The following is an 18,395-nucleotide window of genomic DNA, read 5'->3' on the forward strand; positions in this document are numbered from 1 at the left end:
GCACGTATTCCTTAATGATGTGCGGAGGGAGCTGACAGCGCTATTGGCGGGGCATCCTTTCGAGGATGGTTGTAAGTATTCAATGAAAGAAATGAGCGGTGAAAGGAGCGGGATCGGCTATGGTGGAAGTGAAGATTCCATTTAATCTTGCAGGGGGAATCAGGGAGTATCGTCCGGCCGTCTGGCCAGGGCTTGCTCTGCAGTGGAAGGATAAGCATCTGCTGCTGGAGCTGCCAGCAGCAGCGGATGGTTTATCGAGCGCGTTCTACGGCGGAGGAATGAACCGGCTGCAGCGGGCGGTCAATTTATATGTAGATCGCAATTACGAATGTAGTGATCCTGTCCAGGATATGGAGAATAAGCTGCGCGATTGGGGTTATCCTTTATCCGGCTGTGCCGGTCTGATGACGGCTGTGCCGCTAGAGCATGCAGCGGTAGCTGAAGAGGACACGGGTTCAGCGGGGATTTTTGTTTGCGTTACAGCCGCCGCAGGAAATGCTGCGCGCTCAGGCGTGGAACGCAATGTATTGGCTGTGTATCGGCCGGGTACGATTAACATCATGCTCTGCATTGATGGCCGCCTGACACCGGCGGCCATGGTCAATGCTGTGCAGACAGCTGTCGAAGCCAAAGCTGCTGCGCTGGCAGATCTCGGGATTACCGATCCGGAGAATGGCCTAATCGCAACCGGCACAACTACGGATGCTATTGTGCTCGCTGTGAGCCAAAGCGGGAGATACAGCGCCGAGCATGTCTACGCCGGAACAGCAACCGATCTTGGAGGCGCTATCGGCCGGCTTGTATATAGCGCTGTGACGGGCAGCCTGCTGTCGGTGCAGGCAAGGAAGGACAGCTAATGACAATGGATAGCTGGAGAAGTAGAAGATTGTTCAGAGGTGATTGCCTGTGACAATCGCTTTGGTGTTGCTTGCGGCTTATGTGATTGACCGGATCGTAGGTGATCCGCGTAACCTGCCTCATCCCGTAATTGGTATGGGCAAAGCAATTACGGCTCTGGAGCGGGCGATCCGTCGTTTATGGTCCCGCCCGCAAAGCCTGCGCAGAGCTGGGGTGTTACTTCCGCTATGTGTGGCGGGCGGTGCTTGGGCACTGACAGCCATCCTGCTATGGATGCTGTCATATATCTCACCTTGGCTCGTCTGGATAGCCGAGGTTTGGTTGATTTCAACCACGATTGCCTCCAAGGGACTAAAAGATGCAGGAATGGCGGTGTACGTGGAATTGCAGAAGGGCGATCTCCCTGCTGCCCGCAAGGCTTTGGGGATGATCGTGGGACGTGATACGACTTCGCTAGACGCCCCTGAAATTGTCCGTGGAACGGTGGAGACCGTCGCAGAGAATATTGTCGATGCGATTATTTCTCCGCTTTTCTACGCGCTGATTGGCGGTGCGCCGCTTGCTATGGCTTATCGGGCGGTCAATACACTCGATTCAATGGTTGGTTATAAGAACGATAAATACCGTGATCTCGGCTGGGCATCTGCCCGGCTCGATGATGTTGCTAACTTCATCCCGGCACGGATTACGGCATTACTTTTGGCTCTATGTGCAGGGATGCTTCGTCTGGATTGGCGTAGTTGCCTGCAAATGGTGAAGCGGGATGCACATCTACATCCAAGCCCTAACAGCGGTTATCCAGAATCAGCTGTGGCTGGCGCACTTGGCATCCGACTCGGAGGCGAAAATGTGTATCATGGCGTCGCTTCTTTTCGGGCTTATATGGGTGATCCGGTACGTACGATGGAACCAAATGATATTATCCAGACCTCGCGGATGATGATGCTCTGCTCTTCAATATTTGTAGGTCTCTGCGCGGTTGCGGCATGGATATGGATTGGAGGCTGAGCGTCGGTATGGCAATTCCCTCTATAGAGCTTGAGCTAGTGCTTATCCGACACGGGCAGACGAAATGGAATGTTGAGCATCGTTACCTGGGACATACGGATCTTCCATTGCTTACTGACGCAAGTGAGCGGCTATCCCAACTTCAGCAGCAGAGCTGCATGCAGACTGAGTTATCAGGTGGTTTTTGGCGTGTGTTCTGTAGCGATTTGCTAAGATGTCGGGAGACCTTGGCTTTCGTAGCACCTTCACTAGAGCAGGACGCTGTTTACGATCAGCGGCTTCGTGAAATGAACTTCGGAGCTTGGGAAGGCTGCACCTATGAGCAGTTGAAAGATAACTCTCTATATAGAAGTTGGATTGATGATCCTTCAAAGGTTACACCGCCAGAAGGAGAATCGTGGACAGAATTCGATGCACGGTTGCGTAGTTTCCTGTTAGATCTAGGTCAAGCTGCTATGGCTGCATTTGGATGCTGTGCTATCAAGGAGAAAAAAAGTGAGGTTACATCGAATAGAGTAATGGTAGTGACGCATGGGGGTGTAATCAGGAATTTACTTGCACAGTTAGTTCCTGACCTCACATTCTACAGTGCAGTGGCTCCTTCTCCAGGGAATGTAATGGTACTAAAAATACTCTGGCAGCATGGACAATGGTCAGCTGATAAAGCTGATATTGTGGAAAAAGGATGAGTACATGAAAAAAGGGTTCCACATCATTAGGAAAACCTAATAGGTGGAACCCTTTATGTTTGAACTATCGTTTGCTGTCAGCAGAATAACGTGGTTAATTAGAGGTTAGGTAACCATTCCGTATAGGTATCTGCACGTGATTGTAATTCATTATACAGCATGCTGGCATGGTAACCGTCGCACACAGCATGGTGGAATTGCCCCGAGATGGGTAATAGTATTTTTTTGTCTTGCTGAAAATATTTCCCTATCGTAAAGATGGGAAGTAGGTAGGTTCCTTCGTTATACACGTTCAGGTTAAAGCTCGTGAAGCTGACCCACGGAATGCTGGAAATAGGGAAGGTGTTCGATGGTTCGTTTGCTTTAGCGATAAATTGTTTCACACTTCCGTACATTTTCATATCATCGAGATAACGGTTATAGAAATCATTAAACTGTTCACCGTACGAAGTCCAGATGCTTGAGAAAGTTTTATCATCATCATGGAAAATTGTAAAACTAGGTGACAAGCTATCCCAATAACCTAATCTACCTTCAGAATCAAAACATGTGCGGAATTCACTATGACGGTTCACCACCGTAGTTATCATGTGGATTAGTGCTGGGTACAGCTTAATTCCCTTATGCTTAAGCTCTGACAGTAGAAGGGTGATATCAATATTTACGGTCATGCTATAGGTGCATCTGACATTGTTTAAATAATGTTCAAAATAGGGTTTTCTACTCCAGTTATCAATGACAATCGGGTTAAAAATCATTTATTATGACCTCCTAAAATTATTTCGTTTTTCATTTTAGGAGGTCTGCTGGACTGATTTCACCATATCCTTATCACTATCCCTTGAGAAAGTATTTTGTAACGATGAGTATACCATCAATTGGAAGGGAGATGCATTTATAATGCTGAGCGAAAAGTTAGTTATTGAAAAATTGCTTCAGCAAAAGCGTACGAGTGTTGCTTCCATCGTAGTGATGATGTGCGGTGTAGCGGGGTCGGGTAAAACAACTTTTGCTAAAAAGCTGGAGAAAGAGGGATTCGCCAGACTTTCGATAGATGAAGATATTTGGGCCACGCACGGCCGTTTCGGGGTGGATTATCCAGAGCAGAATTATGAGTTCTATAAAGAAGAGTCGGAGATAAAACTGCGGGGGGAGCTGGTGAATCTGCTTCAGGCAAAACATCATGTTGTCATCGATTTCAGCTTCTGGCAACGTCAGAGACGGAACGATTACAAGCAACTTATTGAGGATTATGCTGGCGTGTGGGAACTGATTCACTTAAAGGTTCAGCCGGATGAATTACGTCAGAGACTGCTTATCCGGAGTGAACGTTTTGACGCCAATGCCGCATTTCCGATTACTGAGGACATATTAACCCGGTTTTTAAATGGTTTTGAGATCCCTGCTGGAGAAGGGGAGCTTGTGATCGAAGCATAGATCTGTAACTTGATTTTTGGGCATTTGTCCCCTCATAGAACCACAGCCGGATTAAAATCCCATGGCTGTGGTTCTTTTTTTAAGCGAGTGATTGTGCCATGATAGTCATGGGGGCGATTGAGAGATGTTTAAGGATTTTAAGCTCATAGCCGGACGGCCGGTGTATATACAAATTAAAGACTATATGAAGCACTTAATCATAAAAGGCGGTCTGCAAGGCAATCAAAAGCTGCCCTCCACACGAGAGCTCAGCACATTGCTTAAGGTTAGCCGCAACTCCGTAATCTCTGCTTATGCAGGGCTTGAGGATGATGGCTTTGCTTATGCCGTGCAAGGGCAAGGAAGTTATGTTGCAGCTACGCCGCCCGGCAGTGAAACGATCTCTTCCTGGACGATGGACTGGAAGTCACGTCTCAATGATCGCGCGGTGCTGGCGGAGGAACTGGATATCATGAAGCGCGGGATTCGAGCGGAGAAGGGGACGATCTCCTTCACCAGCATAGCGCCTGATGAGAGTCTTTTTGATCTGGATAATGTGAAGCGGTCCTTTATGGATCGGATGTCGGTAGAAGGCAACGTTCTGCTAAATTACGGCTATGCCAAAGGGTATAAGCCTTTAATAGACTATTTGAAGCAGTATATGGAGCACAAGGGCGTTGAAATGAGGGGCAAGGATATATTGATCACCAATGGTTTTACAGAGGGGTTCGATATTGTATTGTCTGCTCTGAGTAAAAAAAATGGTTCGGTCATTTGTGAGAATCCGACGCATCATACAGCGATCAAAAATTTGAAGCTGAACGGTTTTGAGATCACCGGGATTTCGATGGAGCGTGATGGGATTGATTTGGCGGAGCTGGAGAAAGCATTGCAACAGCAAGCTTTTGACTGTGCATACTTCGTCCCTTCTTACCATAATCCGACCGGAATTGTAATGTCTCCAGAGAAAAGACAGCGGCTAATGAAGCTGATGAATCGCTACCAAGTCCCGGTGATTGAGGATGGTTTTAACGAGGAATTACGATATTCGGGCTCACATGTGGCTCCACTTATCGCAGCAGCAGGCAGCGGCAACAGCGTGATTTATCTCGGCAGCTTCTCCAAGGTATTATTTCCGGGACTACGTGTAGGTTGGGTGCTGGCGGATCAGGAGTTGATTAATTCCCTCGAAAGCGTCAAGCGCGCCCGTACCATTCATACCTCGACGCTGGATCAATCCATTTTATATCAGTATTTATTGGGTGGCCATTTAGAGAAATATTTGAAAAAAGCCAGAGCGGAATACAAACGAAAGTATGAATTAACCCTGCAATGCTGCAAGGATTTTATTCCTTATACGGCGCTGTCAGGGGACGGTGGCCTGCATCTTTTTGTAACCTTCGCGGAGGGCTTTAATACAAGGACGCTGTTGGCGGCCTGTCATGAGCAAGGGGTTATTTTTACAGCAGGAGATATATTCTTCACAGACGGTAAAGGGCAAAATACGATACGGATCGGTTTCTCCAGAGTGACGGATGAGGATATCCGCAAGGGGATCGAGGTTATTGGCAGAACAGCTCGACAACTAATGGGATAAAGAGGTGCTTGAGATGAAAGTAGGCGTAATTATGGGCGGGGTATCCTCAGAGTATGAGGTATCCATGAATAGCGGTAGAGAAATATTGAAGAATCTAGACCCCAATAAATATGAAATTATTCCAATTGTGATCACCAAGCGTGAGGAGCTTATTGAGCAGGCAAAAGGGATCGATATCGCACTGCTTGCACTTCATGGAGCTTACGGCGAGGATGGTACGGTTCAGGGAACGCTGGAGACGATGGGGATTCCGTATACGGGCAGCGGGGTTTTGTCTAGCAGCATTTGCATGGATAAAGATCTCTCCAAAAAGCTTATGCGCTGCGCAGGCGTCAATACAGCAGATTGGCTATGCTGGGACAGCATAAAGGATTATTCGGCTGAAGCGGTGGAACGGCTTGGATATCCTGTTATGGTGAAGCCATGTTCAGGCGGCTCGAGTATCGGAATGGAAAAAGTGAGCAGCAGCGAGGAGCTGTTGTGCGCAGTGCAGAAGGCTTTTGCCTGTGATCAGTCGATTTTGATTGAAAGCTACATTCAAGGCCAAGAAATCACCTGTTCTATTCTAAACGGAGAGCTGCTGCCTATTCTGGGAATTACCTCAGCAAATGCCGAGTGGTTCGATTACAGTGCTAAGTATGAAGAAGGCGGAGCAGATGAACGGGTCATTGAATTGCCTACTGAGGTGCATGAGCGGGTACGCGAGGCTGCCTTGAGCTGTTATAAAGCACTAAAATGTAGCGTGTATGCACGGGTTGATATGCTGCTTAAAGAGGGTATTCCTTATGTGCTGGAGGTGAATACGTTACCAGGCATGACGAAGGCCAGTCTTTTACCCAAAAGCGCGCAAGCGGCAGGCTACACCTTCAGCGGACTGCTGGACGAAATCATCTCCCTTTCCCTAACGGAAAAGAGTGCAAAAGAAGAGGTGTACAGCCATGCATAATGAATGGATTGCTCCACGAGTGCGGGAGATTGCGCCATCGGGGATTCGGGCTTTTTTTGACCTAAGTACGGGGAATCAGGATATTATATCGCTGGGTGTAGGGGAACCAGATTTCGTTACACCGGAGCATGTAAGAGCTGCCTGTATTCGTGCCTTGAACAATGGGGAAACGATGTATACGCCAAATTCCGGTTTACTGGAGCTTAGAGAGGAGATCGCTTCTTATCTGCACACAAGTTTCAAGCTTCGCTATGAGCCAAACGATGAGATTATGGTTACGGTGGGAAGCAGCGAGGCTGTGGACTTGGCATTACGAGCTTTCATTACACCTGGGGATGAGATTATCGTCCCTTCTCCGAGCTATATCGCATATTCGCCGATTACCCATTTGAACGGGGGGGTTACGGTGGAGGTAGAATCTTCGGCCGAGCAGGGGTTTAAGCTTACTGCTGAAGCGTTACGGAAGGTGATTACCCCGCGTTCCAAGCTTCTTATGGTGAATTTTCCGACTAATCCTACAGGTGCAGTAATGACTTATGAAGACTGGCTGCCTATTGCACAGATTGTAAAAGAGAATAACCTACTGGTCATTTCAGATGAAATTTATGCCGAGCTTACGTATGACAGTCAGCATGTCAGCATCGCCTCTCTTCCCGGGATGCTGGAAAGGACGATTGTGATTAGCGGCTTCTCCAAAGCTTTTGCAATGACTGGCTGGAGAGTGGGTTATGCTTGTGGCGATCGAGAATTAATTGCTGCGATGCTAAAAATCCATCAATATACTGCGATGTGTGCCCCCGTGCTCGGTCAAATTGCTGCGATTGAATCATTGCGCAACGGAATGCAGCATAAGGAACATATGAAGCAATGCTTCGATGAGCGGAGAAAGCTGCTGGTTAGTGGGTTTCGATCCATAGGACTACCTTGCCATGAACCTGCGGGCGCATTTTATGCCTTTCCTTCCATCGCTCACACCGGAATGAAATCAGAAGACTTCGCTTTGCAGCTGCTCAGGGAGGTCGGTGTCGCTGCGGTTCCGGGTCATGTGTTTGGAGCAGGCGGAGAGGGTTATATTCGCTGCTCCTATGCCGCTTCCTTACAAAAATTGACAGAGGCGCTGGAGAGAATCGAAGATTTTATGAAAGTGAAGTTGTAATTCTAGAAGTCCCCCTCTATCATAGATGGGGGCTTTTCTGCGAATATGAGATAGAATAGGTTATACGGATACATTTAATAGGAGGTCGTAATTATATGCTTTCAGATATTCAAGACGTAATTAAACAAATCATTCCGGCTGATGATCAGTCCATCCTCAAGGCGGAGCATCGGCTGAACATTCTGACCAAACCTCCGGGCAGTTTGGGACAATTGGAACCTCTAGCTGTTAAGCTCGCTGGAATTTCGGGTACGGAGCAGCCTAGTTTCACCAAACGAACAGTTGTTGTGATGGCTGCTGATCATGGGGTGTGCTGCGAAGGGGTGAGCGCATTTCCACAGGAAGTCACGCTGCAGATGGCCCATAACTTTCTCAGCGGTGGAGCGGCTGTAAATGTATTGGCACGTCAAGCTGGGGCAGAGGTACAGTTTGTTGATGTTGGCATAAACGGCGATCTTAGTCATGTCGATCTGATTGATCGTAAAGTGCGCCGGGGAACGGATAACATGGCTGTGGGACCTGCGATGAGTCGTGAGGATGCCATGAATGCTCTTCTTGTTGGGATAAGAGTTGCGCAGGAAGCGGTTAAGAACGGAACGGAGATTTTTATAACAGGCGAAATGGGCATTGGGAATACTACGGCTAGTGCTGCCATTCTATGTGCTCTCAAAGGAATAGCCCCTGAAGTAGCTGTGGGACGAGGAACGGGAATTGATGATGAACGTTTACTACATAAAATTGCAGTAGTGGAACGCGCCTTAAAGGTAAATCAGCCGAATTCAGCAGATCCGTTGGATGTATTATCTAAAGTTGGCGGACTGGAAATAGCTGGCTTGGCGGGACTGATTCTTGGTGCGGCTGCTAATCGGACACCTATCATTTTGGATGGTTTTATTTCGGGGGCGGCAGCGCTTGTGGCAAAAGCCCTTGCACCTGAATCCATCGCTTATATGATAGCCTCTCATGTATCAGGAGAACGGGGTCATAAGCTAATGCTAGAGCAGCTTGGACTTGAACCGCTGCTTAATCTCGGTCTGCGATTGGGTGAGGGAACAGGGGGAGTATTATGCCTTCATTTAATCGAGGCGATCTGCCGCATTTTGAGCGAAATGGCAACCTTTGAAAGTGCAGGCATCTCTGGAGCTGGTCAACGATGAGCATTCTTGTAACGGGAGGCGCACGTAGCGGTAAAAGTGGTTTTGCAGAAAAATTGATGCATTCACTGGCAGATCAGGCCTTCTATGTAGCAACCGGACAGGCTTTTGACGACGAAATGAAGGAACGGATTGCTCTGCATCAGCATCAACGAATGGAAAGTGGTTACGCTTGGGAGACGCTTGAGGAACCGTATGATTTACCAGATCTGCTAAAGCGATTATCGGGTGAAAAAGCGGTGCTCGTAGATTGTTTAACCTTATGGTTATCCAATGCATTATTGGCCGTGGAAGGTTTTGAAAATAGGCAAGAGCTTGTTGAGAGTGAGATAACAAGACTTGAAGACAGTGTGCGTTCTTTTCAAGGGACGCTTATTCTGGTCACTAATGAGGTTGGCGACGGGATTGTTCCGGAGTATGCGCTTGGCCGATTGTATCGTGATCTGGCGGGACGAATGAACGCGCTGATCGCTCGGCAATGCGAACAGGTCTTTCTAGTAACTGTTGGGATTCCGATTGAGCTGAAGAGCAGGGAGTATCGTTTATGAGGGAGCGTAGGGATGCGGCCGTAGCTGCCTTTCAGTTCTTATCACGATTTCCTGTAAAAGGTGATCCGGGATTCTCTCCTGAACTGCTACGCCTGAGTGTAATCTTCTATCCCATGGTAGGCGCAGCAATTGGGCTGTGTGTAGCTGCTGGAGCAGCCCTGACGGGATTGCTTTTACCTGCTTGGCCAGCAGCAGTGATCACTCTGATTCTGTGGGTAAGCCTCACTGGCGGGTTGCATCTTGATGGCTGGATGGACAGCGCAGATGGTCTGCTCAGCTATCGGCCACGGGAGCGTGCCCTGGAGATTATGAAGGACAGCCGTGTGGGTGCGATGGGCGTACTCGCCTGCGTGCTGCTCCTGCTGTTTAAAGCTTCTTTGCTGGCAGCTCTAATCGAAGGCTACGCCTACTACGAGCTGCCGCTGCTCTTGGTACCAGCGGTCTGGAGCCGCTGGTATATGGTGCGGGCAATGGTGCGTTATCCCATTGCCCGTGGAGACGAGGGGCTGGCCGCGAACTTCGCCGGCCTAGCTTCCTCGCATGAGCGGCGCGCGCTGGCAATCGCCGCGCTGCTCTCGCTGGCCGCCGCCGCTGCGCCACTGGCGCTCGGCGCTGGCTTAGCCGCGTGGCCGCTGCATCTGGCGGCAGCTCTGCTGCTGCCGGTCGCGGCCTTGGCCTGCGGCACCGCAACTGCGCGGCGGATCAGCAGCCGGCTCGGCGGGCTCACCGGCGACGTGTACGGCGCGCTGAACGAGCTGCTAGAGGTTGTGCTGCTGCTAGTGTTATTGCTGCTCCAGCACAATTTAATGTAAGCTCCACGGATGAACCTTGAGTAATTTGCAGTAGGTAGCACCATGAGGGAACATTAAGTGATTTGTAGTAGGTAGCACCATAGGTGAACTTTGAGTAATTTGCTGTAGTAGCTCTACGGATGAACCTTGAGTAATTTGCAGTAGGTAGCCTCACGGATGAACCTTGAGTAATTTGCTGTAGTAGCTCTACGGATGAACCTTGAGTAGTTTGCTGTAGGTAGCTCTACGGGTGAACCTTGAGTACAATTTGTTATGAGTAACCTTTGCGTTTTTAGGAGATTGACAGGGAAGAGGGATGACATGTTATTTGCCATTCTGCTATTTATAATTGCTGGCCTTGCTGAGATCGGTGGCGGATATTTAGTGTGGTTATGGTTGAGAGAATCAAGGCCACTTTGGTACGGCTTAGTGGGGTCCTTGATTCTGATAGCGTATGGGATTATCCCTACGTTGCAGAAATTCCCTTCCTTCGGCAGAGTGTATGCGGCTTACGGCGGGGTGTTTATCGTGCTCGCGGTCTTATGGGGATGGCTTGTAGACAAGAAGACACCAGACGTATATGACTGGGTCGGAGCAGGTATTTGTGTGATCGGTGTATCGGTCATCCTCTGGGCACCGCGACACTAAGTTGAGTGATGTTTGCTTAGCCATAAAAGCTGAATGAAAGCTGAGTAACCTAGTTTTTACTGAGTGAGTAACTTGGCTTCGGACTCAGGGGACCTTATTTGCGAAAAAAGGGTTATTTTGGAGCGTTTTCGGACACCAGAGGCGCTATTTGAACAAAAAAGGCTGAGTCTGGGTTGATTATGAGGCCATAGCGTCTCTCGAGTCCGAAAAAGCCTCCAAATGGCGGTTTTTCGAGTAATAGCGGCATCTGAGTCCGCAAGCCAGCAGCAAATGGTGTGTTGAGTCTAAGTGAGAGCTTCGCGCAAGCTAGCGCATGTAGCCGATTCTATTGCAGTAGGTAGCATCCACGGAGGGACTTGGAGTAATTTACTGTAGGTAGCATCGACGGATGAACTTTGAGTAATTTGCAGTAGGTAGCGCCACGGAGGCACTTTGAGTAATTTGCAGTAGGTAGCGCCACGGAGGCACTTTGAGTAATTTGCAGTAGGTAGCGCCACGGAGGCACTTTGAGTAATTTGCAGTAGGTAGCGCCACGGAGGAACTTTGAGTAATTTGCAGTAGGTAGCATCGACGGATGAACTTTGAGTAATTTGCAGTAGGTAGCGCCACGGAGGCACTTTGAGTAATTTGCTGTAAGTAACTTGGCTCCGGACTCAGGAGACTTTATTTGCGAAAAAAAGGGTTATTTTGGAGCGTTTTCGGACACCAGAGGCGCTATTTGAGCGAAATAGGCTGAGTCTGGGTTGATTATGAGGCAATAGCGTCTCTCGAGTCCGAAAAAGCCTCCAAATGGCGGTTTTTCGAGTAATAGCGGCATCTGAGTCCGCAAGCCAGCAGCACATGACGCGCCGAGTCTAAATGAGAGTATCGCGCAAGCCAGCAGCGCATGACGCGCCGAGTCTAAATGAGAGTATCGCGCAAGCCAGCAGCGCATGACGCGCCGAGTCTAAATGAGAGTATCGCGCAAGCCAGCAGCGCATGACGCGCCGAGCTAAACGAGAGTATCGCGCAAGCCAGCAGCACATGACGCCCGAGTCTAAGCGAGACCTCCGCAAGCGCTAGCGAGCCATCGTAAACTAAAAACCCCTGTTCAACACTTTCGTGTGAACGGGGGTTTTTGGTTTACAAGCGTTAAATCTTAAATTGCTGCACAGCTTCTTGGAGTTTCTTGGCTTGCTCGTACAGATGTTTAACGGTTTCTGCATGGCCTTCCAGTTCGACGCGCTGCCGCTCTGAGTTAGCAGCGAGTGTGTCCGCACTTTCTTGCGATCTGGATGTAATTTGTGCAGTTTCTTCGACGGAAGCGCTGACTTCTTCTGTACTTGCCGAGATTTGCTGTGTAGCCGCAGATACGGATTGGATGCTGTGATTGATGCTTTGGATAAGAATCAGGAGGTGATTAAAGGCATCACCTGCTTCTGCTACTTTGCCGACTCCAGAGGCAACCTCAGAATTCACATGGTTCATCTCGGTAACGGAGCGGCTCATATCTTCCTGAAGTCCAAGTAGGAAGTCACGGATCTGTTCGTTTGCGTTGCGTGATTGTTCGGACAGCTTGCGTACTTCTCCAGCAACAACAGCAAAGCCGCGTCCATGCTCTCCTGCGCGTGCAGCTTCAATTGAAGCATTCAGCGACAGCATTTGGATTTGTTTCGTAATTTCAGTAATGCTGTGAACGACTTCTCCGATCATTACTGAACGCTCATTCATGATTTGTAACTGATCCAGTGACTGTAGGGAAGCACGTTCAACCTGGCGCATTTGCAGCACAGCGCTTTGAGCAATTTCATTACCGCCACTTGCTTCAGCGGAAGCCTCACTGATTTGCTCCGTGACTTCATTCGCTGCTGAGGCAATACTTTGAATGCCTAAATTGATTTCTTCCATTGCTCTCGAGTTATCTGATGCACTGCTAGCGATAGTCGTACTACCTTTGCCGATTTCTACTACCGATGAGCTGGAGTGTTCTGCCATATCATTGAGAACCTCAACACGTTCTTTTAAAGAGTTGGAATCTGCAACGACAGTATTAGAGGTTACCAGTACATGTCCGATCATTTCTTTCAGGCGTTGGGTCATCGCTTGGAAGCTTACGGACAACTGTGCAACTTCGTCATTTCCTTTAATTGATAATTCTTCGGTGAAATCTCCCTCTGCGAGCCGGGCACTATAAGCTGCCAGTTTTGAGATTGGACGTGTTATACGCACACTCATAAACCATGCACCAGTTAGGCCGATGATCAACGTCAGAAGTGTGATGCCGGCACTTGTCCATAGAATGCTGTCTGTTTTTTCTTGAATGAAGCTTACGTCACTGCTTACACCGATGATCATCGTACTTCCGGGAATACCGATATAAGCTGTTTTATGTATACCATGCGCGTCGCTATATGTATCGCTTAGTCCAGTTTTTCCTTTAGAGGCTTGTTGCATTGCAGAGGATACGGTGACACTTTCTGCCCGTTGCAATTTTGCATCGTGATCTGCGGATAGAATCTCAGCTTCTTTCCCTTTCAGATTGACCAGAAAAATGGTTTCCACTCCATGTTGTTTCCTCTTTTCCTGAAAATAGAACTCGAGATTGGTGGCAGACTGATCGTTCTTATTTAGGGTTTGCTGGGCGTGCATTACGTTGAGATTCTTATATACGTCCTGAGCAGCGGCAGTAAGGATTTTGTTAATCTGCGGCATAACATAGCTGTTGAAGATACTGATAGAGATAAAATAGAAGCTGGTGCTTAACAAAAGAGACGTGAGCAACAGAACAACAAATAATAAACGCGTAAATTTGCGACTGATCGAATGCTTGATACGAAACATATCGTTCTCTCCTTTTTTTATGGACGGTGAGGTCATTTCTTTTTTGGTCTTCACTAGATACTCCATGCCAACTGCTGGAAATTGGCGACCCGAGATATATTCCATAGTTATGTCATATTTCTACTAAATGGATCGGGAATAAGGTGTTTGATACTATTCTATAGAATTAACCTCTGGATGAATAGTGAAAGTTTTGTCCTATAGAGCATTTTTTTCTGAAAAAAATGAATTATTGCTGACTATTTTAGATAATTGTCGAAAAAAAAGAACTGGAACTACCAATTTCATATAAAAATATTATTTTTATGGATTGTTTAGCGCTATTGTGATAGAGTATTAATGTTTTGTTCCGAAAATTTAATATTGTAAGCCGCGGTTCGTAACCATCCCGCGTAAACAAAACTAGGAGGAATTTCAGTAATATGTTTAATTTGCTGTGGGGAGTTTTATTTGTTATTGTCAATTTTGCTTTTTTTCTGCTCTGTTACCGCCTGTTCGGGAAAAGTGGAATGTATGCCTGGGTAGGTATTGCTACTGTAATTGCTAACATTCAGGTAGCTAAGACGATTGCTATGCCATTTGATATTGTGATGACACTCGGAAATACGATGTATGTCACTTTATATATGACCAGCGATTTACTTAATGAGAAGTACGGAAGAGCGGAAGCACGTAAAGCGGTCTGGTTTGGTTTCTTCACCTTGCTTATGACTACAGTCATTATGCAGATGGTACTAGTATTTAAGCCGCAGGAGACCGATATCGCTCAGTCTTCTTTGGAGACGATTTTTGGGCTGATGCCTCGACTAGCTTTGGGTAGTCTTACTGCTTACTTCATTAGTCAGTTCCTAGATGTTCGGTTGTACTCTTGGATTCGTAAATATTACAGCACCTCAAGTCAGCTGTGGATTCGTTCCAACGGCAGTACGATGATTAGCTCCTTTGTGGATACACTTATCTTCTGCACCATTGCGTTTGCGGGCTTGTATGACTGGAATGTATGGCTTGAAATTTTGCTTACAACTTATCTAGCGAAGTTCTTACTAACCGCAGTAAGCACACCTATCTTATATATCGCCCGAACCTTTACTTTTGCTGAAGAGGGTACACCATCATCTGTTCAAAAGAAGGACTAAACAACAATACAGCCAGCGCGTACCGATCATAATCGATGCGTGCTGGCTATTTTTTTAGTTGTAGGATGGACTTAATAGTTGCATGAAAAATGTGTACATAAAAATAATATAAAGCTAAAATAAGCTATCGTAGCAATTCTAGCGGATTAGTTTAACAGGAGCGCCTGCGATGGCGCTTATCACATATCCTTTGGTCTGGGCTGGACTTGCGAGGCAGTCCGATTGAAGAGAATGTATATAATCGGTAGTCACAGAAATTACGAACAGGTGTGATCAAGGATGAATCTAGTAGTGCCTATACTGCGTCATGCAGCACAGCAGCCCGACAGCATTGCCTTAACCCATGACCAAGCAAGTCATACCTATGCCACATTAGTAGAAACGATGCGGAGAATCGCGAATGGCTTACAGCAAAAGGGTCTGAGGCATGACAAAATCGCGATTTTATCTACGAATCGTATTGAATTTGTTGAGGTTTTTTTGGGGGCGATTTATGCGGGATGTGTTCCCATTCCCTTAGATCCCAAATGGAGTGCTAATGAACTGCAGGTTATTATAGAGCAGTGCCAGCCGACAATGATTTTTGCCGAGCCGGAAGCCGCAAAGAATCTGGTCTTCAAGGATCAAGTAATAATCCAAACATTGATCTTCTCAAATGAACGAACAGGTTCCTATGATCAGTGGCTGGCTGCCCTGAAGCCGGAGGCTGAGTTGGATGAGACGAATGAATTATTATTTATTGGCTTTACTTCAGGCACAACCGGGTTGCCCAAAGGTTATATGCGTACCCATTTATCATGGTTAAAAAGCTTTGAGGTCTCGAATATTGCTTTTGAATTGGACGCGATGAAGGATGTTTTGGCACCAGGTCCATTTGTGCATTCCCTATCCTTATTCGCCGTAATGCAGAGTCTATATTGTGGAGCAACCTTTCATATCACACAAAAATTTAGTGCCACGAAGGTGTTAGAGCTGTGCCATCAAATTCCGGGTGTGGTGCTGTTTGTCGTACCAACAATGATCGAATCCATGATGCAGCAGGCTGTACCTGGGCAGATACAGATTGATGCGATTATTAGCTCAGGTGCAAAGTGGTCGGAGTTGTCCAAGAAAAGGGGCATGGAAGTGTTTGGTGGAGCGCGCCTATATGAATCCTACGGTTCTTCAGAAGCGAGTTATATTAGTTATTTGGATGTTCTGACCGAGCATAATCCGACCTCTGTAGGCAAACCTTATCCCGGGGTGCAAATTTCCATTCGTGATGAACAGTTCCGGGAAGTCCCTACTGGGGAGATTGGGCAGCTATATGTGCGTAGTGATATGATATTTTCAGGCTACCATCAATTGCCGAATGAGACAGCAGCAGCTTTTAGAGAGGGATGGCTTATTTTAGAAGACTATGTTTATCAGGACGAAGCTGGTTATTTATATATGGCGGGACGTTTGAAGAATAAAATCATATCCGGAGGCCTGAACGTTTATCCAGAAGAAATAGAGAGGGTGCTGGAGTTTCTTTCGGAAATAGATGAAGTGATGGTGCTTGGCGTGCCTGACGATTACTGGGGAGAACAGCTGATAGCCCTCGTGAAGTGGAGCGGAGAGCAGCACTTATCTGTCGACGAAATTAAGAATTATTGCCGCCAGTATTTAGCGAGCTACAAAGCGCCGAAGCAGCTGCTAACCCTGGATGAATTTATCTATACAAGCAGCGGCAAAATTGCCCGGCAAGCGATGAAAGACTATCTGAAAAGAGCGATGGTATGATAGAAGCAGTAATTGTCATGGCAAAACGTACATCGATTGGCAGAATGGGTGGCTTATTAAGTACACTTGAGCCGGAAGCATTACTGGCGCCGCTTATTCAGCATATTGTAGCCGAAACGAACTTGCCTAAAGAACTGATCGATGATGTCATTATTGGGAATGTTGTGGGCCCAGGAGGTAACATTGCCCGGGTAGCTGCGCTTGAAGCGGGGCTGCCTGTTTCGGTTCCGGGCGTCACCGTGGATCGTCAGTGCGGATCTGGGCTAGAGGCTATTAATATAGCAGCAAGACTGATTCAAAGCGGCGCTGGTGAGATTTATTTAGCAGGTGGTGTCGAAAGTACGAGCCGTGCTCCATGGAAAATGGCTAAACCACAGACGTTAATGGGGGTTCCACAGCTGTATACCCGTGCACATTTTACGCCTAGCTCTTACGGTGATCCGGATATGGGAATTGCTGCAGAGAATGTAGCAAGGAAATACGGGATTTCTCGAGAAGAGCAGGATCAATATGCCTTAAAAAGCCATCAAAAGGCGGTTTATGCTCAGCAAAGTGACCGGTTTCGGCAGGAGATAGTACCTCTTCAGGTAGAGGGGCAGTGGGTGAGCACCGACGAATGTCCTCGGGCAAATACGAGTCTGGACAAGCTGCAAAAGCTGCCGCCAATTTTTGAAGAAAAGGGTACCGTCACTGCTGGAAATGCCTGTCCTATTAATGATGGCGCAGCGCTTCTATTAATGATGTCTCGGGAGAAATGCCAGCAGCTTAAGCTTACGCCTATTTTGCGGGTCGTGGATGCGCAAGCTGCGGGTGTAGATCCGAACTATTTAGGGATGGGGCCTGTACCAGCTGTGCAAAAGGTGTTAAAACGCCAAAAGCTTACCGTTGCCGATTTAGATATCGTAGAGTTTAACGAGGCTTTTGCTTCACAAGTATTGGCTTCACTGAATGAGCTTCAAATTCCACAGGAAAAGGTCAATCTTGGCGGGGGTGCTTTAGCAATAGGCCATCCATACGGAGCTTCCGGGGCTATTTTAATGACTCGGTTATGTGCTGAAATGCAACATGCTCCTTACCAACGAGGGCTTGCTACTCTGGGAATCGGCGGCGGGATAGGTCTGGCAACACTCGTGGAGGTTATAGAATGAACAGTGTCCGACATCAGATCCGTATGACGGCTGACTGGATTTCGGACTACGCACAGAGTATTGAAGCACCCGTGCAGACGATAAATGGAAAGCTGATCGCTCCTGCGACGATGCCTATTATTTTCTGGCAAAACTTCGATATTCCTTGGTTAATCATCGGTGAACCCTTGCTTCACGGCACTCAGAAATTTTCATATCGGGCGCCGATTACGGCGGGGATGATTTTGGATTGTGAATTAGCGTTAACGGGCGAGGTGCAAAAAGAAGGAAGACAGGGTAAACTGACTTTTTACACACATACGCTGGTTTGTAGGTGTGAGGGTGAGCTTATAGTCACCGCAGAAACAGTGTTAATTCGGGTAGGTGATGATCATGATAAAAAAGTGCGTAACAGCTGAAGCTATCCGGCAATATGCAGCTGCTTCCCAAGATTTGGCGCCTATACATTTAGATGTAGATGCCGCTGCCAAGGCTGGCTTGAAGCGACCCATCGCACATGGGATGTATCTTATGGGATTAGCCCAATCCTTGTACATTGCTGAGCACCCTACACAGTGGATCACTCAATATGATATGAAATTTCATAAGCCTATAGAGGTCGATAGTGTCGTGATTTTTGATTTTGCAGCTGACGACTGCTTTGTGAAAGTGATCCTTACAACAGAAGCTGGCGATGTTATTGCTGCGGGAGCTTTTGCAGTGAAAGAGGTGTAGTG

Annotated in this window: 18 protein-coding genes and 1 riboswitch; of the genes, 16 read left to right on the forward strand and 2 right to left on the reverse strand. The window is 47.5% G+C overall.

From position 1 onward, the window contains the following. Positions 1 to 119 precede the first annotated feature (119 nt). The 3 genes from MKZ16_RS06110 to MKZ16_RS06120 are packed head-to-tail and all read left to right on the forward strand — an operon-like array spanning position 120 to position 2,555. Positions 120 to 857: an adenosylcobinamide amidohydrolase gene (locus MKZ16_RS06110; protein WP_076104827.1), complete on the forward strand. Its 738-nt coding sequence runs from the start codon at positions 120 to 122 to the stop codon at positions 855 to 857. Between the two features lie 49 nt (positions 858 to 906). Continuing rightward, the gene (gene cbiB / locus MKZ16_RS06115; protein ID WP_076104826.1) at positions 907 to 1,866 is read left to right on the forward strand and encodes an adenosylcobinamide-phosphate synthase CbiB; all 960 of its coding nucleotides are present in this window, start codon (positions 907 to 909) and stop codon (positions 1,864 to 1,866) included. Positions 1,867 to 1,874: 8 nt separating this feature from the next. Then, the gene (locus MKZ16_RS06120; protein ID WP_076104825.1) at positions 1,875 to 2,555 is read left to right on the forward strand and encodes a histidine phosphatase family protein; all 681 of its coding nucleotides are present in this window, start codon (positions 1,875 to 1,877) and stop codon (positions 2,553 to 2,555) included. A 98-nt stretch (positions 2,556 to 2,653) separates the two neighbouring features. Here the strand turns inward: MKZ16_RS06120 and catA are convergent, their stop codons facing one another. After that, a complete protein-coding gene (catA, locus tag MKZ16_RS06125; protein WP_038569162.1) occupies positions 2,654 to 3,313 on the reverse strand; it encodes a type A chloramphenicol O-acetyltransferase in 660 nt (219 codons plus the stop codon). Positions 3,314 to 3,455: 142 nt separating this feature from the next. Here catA and MKZ16_RS06130 point away from each other — a divergent pair, with 142 nt between their 5' ends. The 8 genes from MKZ16_RS06130 to MKZ16_RS06165 all read left to right on the forward strand — a co-directional run bounded on the left by MKZ16_RS06130 (position 3,456) and on the right by MKZ16_RS06165 (position 10,811). Further along, entirely contained in the window at positions 3,456 to 3,992 is a 537-nt protein-coding gene (locus tag MKZ16_RS06130) for an ATP-binding protein (protein WP_036681786.1), read from the forward strand. 124 nt (positions 3,993 to 4,116) lie between these two features. Beyond that, a complete protein-coding gene (locus tag MKZ16_RS06135; RefSeq protein ID WP_076104824.1) occupies positions 4,117 to 5,568 on the forward strand; it encodes a PLP-dependent aminotransferase family protein in 1,452 nt (483 codons plus the stop codon). A gap of 13 nt (positions 5,569 to 5,581) precedes the next feature. Continuing rightward, positions 5,582 to 6,514, forward strand: a complete 933-nt coding sequence (locus tag MKZ16_RS06140; protein WP_076104823.1) for a D-alanine--D-alanine ligase — start codon at positions 5,582 to 5,584, stop codon at positions 6,512 to 6,514. Then, positions 6,507 to 7,670 (forward strand): aminotransferase class I/II-fold pyridoxal phosphate-dependent enzyme, encoded by a 1,164-nt coding sequence (locus tag MKZ16_RS06145; RefSeq protein ID WP_036681793.1) that lies wholly within the window; start codon positions 6,507 to 6,509, stop codon positions 7,668 to 7,670. The genes MKZ16_RS06140 and MKZ16_RS06145 overlap by 8 nt, the downstream gene beginning before the upstream one ends. 95 nt (positions 7,671 to 7,765) lie before the next feature. After that, positions 7,766 to 8,827 carry a nicotinate-nucleotide--dimethylbenzimidazole phosphoribosyltransferase gene (cobT, locus tag MKZ16_RS06150; protein WP_076104822.1) on the forward strand — a complete coding sequence of 354 codons (1,062 nt, stop codon included), beginning with the start codon at positions 7,766 to 7,768 and terminating at the stop codon, positions 8,825 to 8,827. Beyond that, positions 8,824 to 9,372, forward strand: a complete 549-nt coding sequence (cobU, locus tag MKZ16_RS06155) for a bifunctional adenosylcobinamide kinase/adenosylcobinamide-phosphate guanylyltransferase (RefSeq protein WP_036681798.1) — start codon at positions 8,824 to 8,826, stop codon at positions 9,370 to 9,372. Before cobT ends, cobU begins: the two co-directional genes overlap by 4 nt. Continuing rightward, positions 9,369 to 10,184, forward strand: coding sequence for an adenosylcobinamide-GDP ribazoletransferase (gene cobS, locus MKZ16_RS06160; RefSeq protein WP_076104821.1), 816 nt, complete (start codon positions 9,369 to 9,371; stop codon positions 10,182 to 10,184). The genes cobU and cobS overlap by 4 nt, the downstream gene beginning before the upstream one ends. A 300-nt stretch (positions 10,185 to 10,484) precedes the next feature. Then, the gene (locus tag MKZ16_RS06165; RefSeq protein ID WP_036681801.1) at positions 10,485 to 10,811 is read left to right on the forward strand and encodes a YnfA family protein; all 327 of its coding nucleotides are present in this window, start codon (positions 10,485 to 10,487) and stop codon (positions 10,809 to 10,811) included. Positions 10,812 to 11,942: 1,131 nt separating this feature from the next. On the opposite strand, the gene MKZ16_RS06170 is transcribed toward MKZ16_RS06165, so the two are convergent. Beyond that, positions 11,943 to 13,631: a methyl-accepting chemotaxis protein gene (locus MKZ16_RS06170; protein WP_076104820.1), complete on the reverse strand. Its 1,689-nt coding sequence runs from the start codon at positions 13,629 to 13,631 to the stop codon at positions 11,943 to 11,945. Positions 13,632 to 13,997: 366 nt separating this feature from the next. Next, positions 13,998 to 14,043, forward strand: a riboswitch (PreQ1 riboswitch). Between the two features lie 10 nt (positions 14,044 to 14,053). On the opposite strand from MKZ16_RS06170, the gene MKZ16_RS06175 reads away from it, so the two are divergent. From MKZ16_RS06175 to MKZ16_RS06195, 5 genes are all read left to right on the forward strand, one after another. Then, positions 14,054 to 14,767: a queuosine precursor transporter gene (locus MKZ16_RS06175; protein ID WP_076104819.1), complete on the forward strand. Its 714-nt coding sequence runs from the start codon at positions 14,054 to 14,056 to the stop codon at positions 14,765 to 14,767. A 279-nt stretch (positions 14,768 to 15,046) separates the two neighbouring features. Beyond that, on the forward strand, positions 15,047 to 16,531 hold the full coding sequence (locus MKZ16_RS06180) for an AMP-binding protein (protein ID WP_076104818.1): 1,485 nt from the start codon (positions 15,047 to 15,049) through the stop codon (positions 16,529 to 16,531). Continuing rightward, the gene (locus MKZ16_RS06185) at positions 16,528 to 17,679 is read left to right on the forward strand and encodes a thiolase family protein (protein ID WP_076104817.1); all 1,152 of its coding nucleotides are present in this window, start codon (positions 16,528 to 16,530) and stop codon (positions 17,677 to 17,679) included. The genes MKZ16_RS06180 and MKZ16_RS06185 overlap by 4 nt, the downstream gene beginning before the upstream one ends. Then, positions 17,676 to 18,077, forward strand: coding sequence for a MaoC family dehydratase N-terminal domain-containing protein (locus tag MKZ16_RS06190; protein WP_076104816.1), 402 nt, complete (start codon positions 17,676 to 17,678; stop codon positions 18,075 to 18,077). The genes MKZ16_RS06185 and MKZ16_RS06190 overlap by 4 nt, the downstream gene beginning before the upstream one ends. Then, the gene (locus MKZ16_RS06195) at positions 18,052 to 18,393 is read left to right on the forward strand and encodes a MaoC family dehydratase (RefSeq protein ID WP_051491210.1); all 342 of its coding nucleotides are present in this window, start codon (positions 18,052 to 18,054) and stop codon (positions 18,391 to 18,393) included. Before MKZ16_RS06190 ends, MKZ16_RS06195 begins: the two co-directional genes overlap by 26 nt. Positions 18,394 to 18,395 lie beyond the last annotated feature (2 nt).

Origin of the sequence: Paenibacillus sp. FSL R5-0928, from assembly GCF_037970385.1 — a bacterium.
Taxonomy (GTDB): Bacteria; Bacillota; Bacilli; order Paenibacillales; family Paenibacillaceae; genus Paenibacillus_AQ; species Paenibacillus_AQ odorifer.

What these genes read in the sequence shown, in the direction of transcription:
- MKZ16_RS06130 (WP_036681786.1), top strand. Translation starts at nt 3,456, where the DNA reads ATGCTGAGCGAAAAGTTAGTTATTGAAAAATTGCTTCAGCAAAAGCGT.
- MKZ16_RS06120 (WP_076104825.1), top strand. Translation starts at nt 1,875, where the DNA reads ATGGCAATTCCCTCTATAGAGCTTGAGCTAGTGCTTATCCGACACGGG.
- cobU (WP_036681798.1), top strand. Translation starts at nt 8,824, where the DNA reads ATGAGCATTCTTGTAACGGGAGGCGCACGTAGCGGTAAAAGTGGTTTT.
- MKZ16_RS06180 (WP_076104818.1), top strand. Translation starts at nt 15,047, where the DNA reads ATGAATCTAGTAGTGCCTATACTGCGTCATGCAGCACAGCAGCCCGAC.
- MKZ16_RS06170 (WP_076104820.1), bottom strand. Translation starts at nt 13,631, where the DNA reads ATGTTTCGTATCAAGCATTCGATCAGTCGCAAATTTACGCGTTTATTA.
- MKZ16_RS06195 (WP_051491210.1), top strand. Translation starts at nt 18,052, where the DNA reads ATGATAAAAAAGTGCGTAACAGCTGAAGCTATCCGGCAATATGCAGCT.
- MKZ16_RS06190 (WP_076104816.1), top strand. Translation starts at nt 17,676, where the DNA reads ATGAACAGTGTCCGACATCAGATCCGTATGACGGCTGACTGGATTTCG.
- MKZ16_RS06135 (WP_076104824.1), top strand. Translation starts at nt 4,117, where the DNA reads ATGTTTAAGGATTTTAAGCTCATAGCCGGACGGCCGGTGTATATACAA.
- MKZ16_RS06185 (WP_076104817.1), top strand. Translation starts at nt 16,528, where the DNA reads ATGATAGAAGCAGTAATTGTCATGGCAAAACGTACATCGATTGGCAGA.
- cobS (WP_076104821.1), top strand. Translation starts at nt 9,369, where the DNA reads ATGAGGGAGCGTAGGGATGCGGCCGTAGCTGCCTTTCAGTTCTTATCA.
- MKZ16_RS06145 (WP_036681793.1), top strand. Translation starts at nt 6,507, where the DNA reads ATGCATAATGAATGGATTGCTCCACGAGTGCGGGAGATTGCGCCATCG.
- MKZ16_RS06165 (WP_036681801.1), top strand. Translation starts at nt 10,485, where the DNA reads ATGTTATTTGCCATTCTGCTATTTATAATTGCTGGCCTTGCTGAGATC.
- MKZ16_RS06175 (WP_076104819.1), top strand. Translation starts at nt 14,054, where the DNA reads ATGTTTAATTTGCTGTGGGGAGTTTTATTTGTTATTGTCAATTTTGCT.
- catA (WP_038569162.1), bottom strand. Translation starts at nt 3,313, where the DNA reads ATGATTTTTAACCCGATTGTCATTGATAACTGGAGTAGAAAACCCTAT.
- MKZ16_RS06140 (WP_076104823.1), top strand. Translation starts at nt 5,582, where the DNA reads ATGAAAGTAGGCGTAATTATGGGCGGGGTATCCTCAGAGTATGAGGTA.
- MKZ16_RS06110 (WP_076104827.1), top strand. Translation starts at nt 120, where the DNA reads ATGGTGGAAGTGAAGATTCCATTTAATCTTGCAGGGGGAATCAGGGAG.
- cobT (WP_076104822.1), top strand. Translation starts at nt 7,766, where the DNA reads ATGCTTTCAGATATTCAAGACGTAATTAAACAAATCATTCCGGCTGAT.